This is a genomic window from Moorena sp. SIO4A1 (genome assembly GCF_010672065.1).
Taxonomy (GTDB): domain Bacteria; phylum Cyanobacteriota; class Cyanobacteriia; order Cyanobacteriales; family Coleofasciculaceae; genus Moorena.
In genome coordinates this window covers 1-1,553 of sequence record NZ_JAAHHX010000637.1, presented here as the reverse complement: position 1 = coordinate 1,553, position 1,553 = coordinate 1, and the positions used below count along the sequence as shown (strand labels likewise).

The 1,553-nt window shown below is 42.2% G+C and carries 3 protein-coding genes; all 3 read right to left on the bottom strand.

Annotated features, from left to right (window positions below; genetic code table 11):
- Nucleotides 1-311 precede the first annotated feature (311 nt).
- The 3 genes from F6K53_RS41435 to F6K53_RS46320 all read right to left on the bottom strand — a co-directional run bounded on the left by F6K53_RS41435 (nt 312) and on the right by F6K53_RS46320 (nt 1,455).
- A complete protein-coding gene (locus F6K53_RS41435) occupies nt 312-518 on the bottom strand; it encodes a hypothetical protein (protein ID WP_293086188.1) in 207 nt (68 codons plus the stop codon).
- A 193-nt stretch (nt 519-711) separates the two neighbouring features.
- Entirely contained in the window at nt 712-1,014 is a 303-nt protein-coding gene (locus F6K53_RS41430) for a hypothetical protein (protein ID WP_075895997.1), read from the bottom strand.
- Between the two features lie 177 nt (nt 1,015-1,191).
- Nucleotides 1,192-1,455, bottom strand: coding sequence for a transposase (locus F6K53_RS46320; protein ID WP_365940700.1), 264 nt, complete (start codon nt 1,453-1,455; stop codon nt 1,192-1,194).
- Nucleotides 1,456-1,553: the final 98 nt, after the last annotated feature.

Genomic DNA, 1,553 nt, shown 5'->3' with positions numbered 1-1,553 from the left:
CTTGGCCGTAGGCCAAGCTATAAACCCCAACTTAAACAAATTAAGTTGGGGGAGTTCACGAGTCTACTTGAACATGACCAGTACAAGATTTAGAGGTACCTATATATCTTCAATTCACCTAGTTAGATGGGGCATAAAGCCCCCGATGCAGATTCATTGAAGTAGCCAATAACAATAGCTTTGCCAAAGGCGGACTCAATCTTGGCTGAAAGTCAAGCGGACTTGAGTTAGGAACTCAGTGTAACCGTGAAACACAAATCTACGAAGCCCATGACGGAAATTCGTATTACTCCTCAAGATCGATTAAAAACTTACCAATCTTTCTCGTTTTTCTTCTTAACCACAACAACTACTGGTTGAGCATTTTCTGCAACTTCACCACTCTGCTTCAATTCTTCAATGGCCCTAGCAATCCTCTTAAAAAGCCTACCCTCACCATATTGCAAATCTTTAATATCATCCTTCTTTGCCGATCCCATGTCTAGGATAATGGTGTTTTCTTTCTGAAGTGTACTCATGGACGTTCTCCTAACTAAATTTTAGCAAGCTTTGTCAAAAGTTGTATCATGCCCAGCTCTGCCCTTATAAAAAACTTCAAAGTGATGTAATGATCATTCCAAAAACTTTTGAAGAACTCAAACCTTTTTTGCCTTCAACAATAACCATTAAATGACCCATTACATCGAAGTTAAGGGTAGAGCAGAAACCAAACTAAAATTTCATTAACTTAGACATACTCTTGGTATAGTTCTTTCCAAAATCCTTGATCCAACCATTTTTCTTCTTACGATTGGACTTCTCATGGCGATCCTTATAGATCTTACTTGCCTCATCGAGACGCTTTGCTTGTTTAAACACAGCCTTCTCAAGAGGCTTTAAACCTGCTGCCTGCTTCTTCTTCTTCTTTTTCTTGCTCCTCTTACTTGAAGACCCAGACAAGAAATCAGGTGTGCCTCCAAAATCCTCTTCACTGCGTAGAATGACAGCGCTCTTAACTCCCTCACTATCAGCCATAACGTTTAGGTTCCTAGATTGATTTAACTACTACAGTTGATTCTATCGCATAAAACATCACTGATCAACAATTAAAGCTGATTTGTAAACAAAACCTCAACAAGCCAGTCGGCGAGTCATTAAATTGGCGATGCGGGCAAAGACCGACGCTACGCGAGCGCCACACTGGAGTCTTCTTCACCTCCCATTTGTTATCGGAGTGGATGACGCAATTGGCCATGGATTCTCAGCCCATACCCAAAGCGGTTGCCATTTACGGAAATAACCATAGACCCTTGGGTGAGGTAAAAAGTCATGGTGCAGCATGTTCAACTGGGATCCACTACGCTGCACATAGCAGATCCCGTTGATCATCTCGCGCAAGTTTACCCTCCTCAGATGCCCAAATCCCTTCGGCTTCGGTATAAGCGGTCGCAACACTCCCCATTCTACATCACTCATATCACTTGGATAGGGTTGGCGGTGATGATTGGAGATTTGAGGCAAACGACTCATGGATATAGGGTTGAACTCGTCTTCTGTTTCAGATTACAAGTCAC

What these genes read in the sequence shown, in the direction of transcription:
- F6K53_RS41435 (WP_293086188.1), bottom strand. Translation starts at nt 518, where the DNA reads ATGAGTACACTTCAGAAAGAAAACACCATTATCCTAGACATGGGATCG.
- F6K53_RS41430 (WP_075895997.1), bottom strand. Translation starts at nt 1,014, where the DNA reads ATGGCTGATAGTGAGGGAGTTAAGAGCGCTGTCATTCTACGCAGTGAA.
- F6K53_RS46320 (WP_365940700.1), bottom strand. Translation starts at nt 1,455, where the DNA reads ATGAGTGATGTAGAATGGGGAGTGTTGCGACCGCTTATACCGAAGCCG.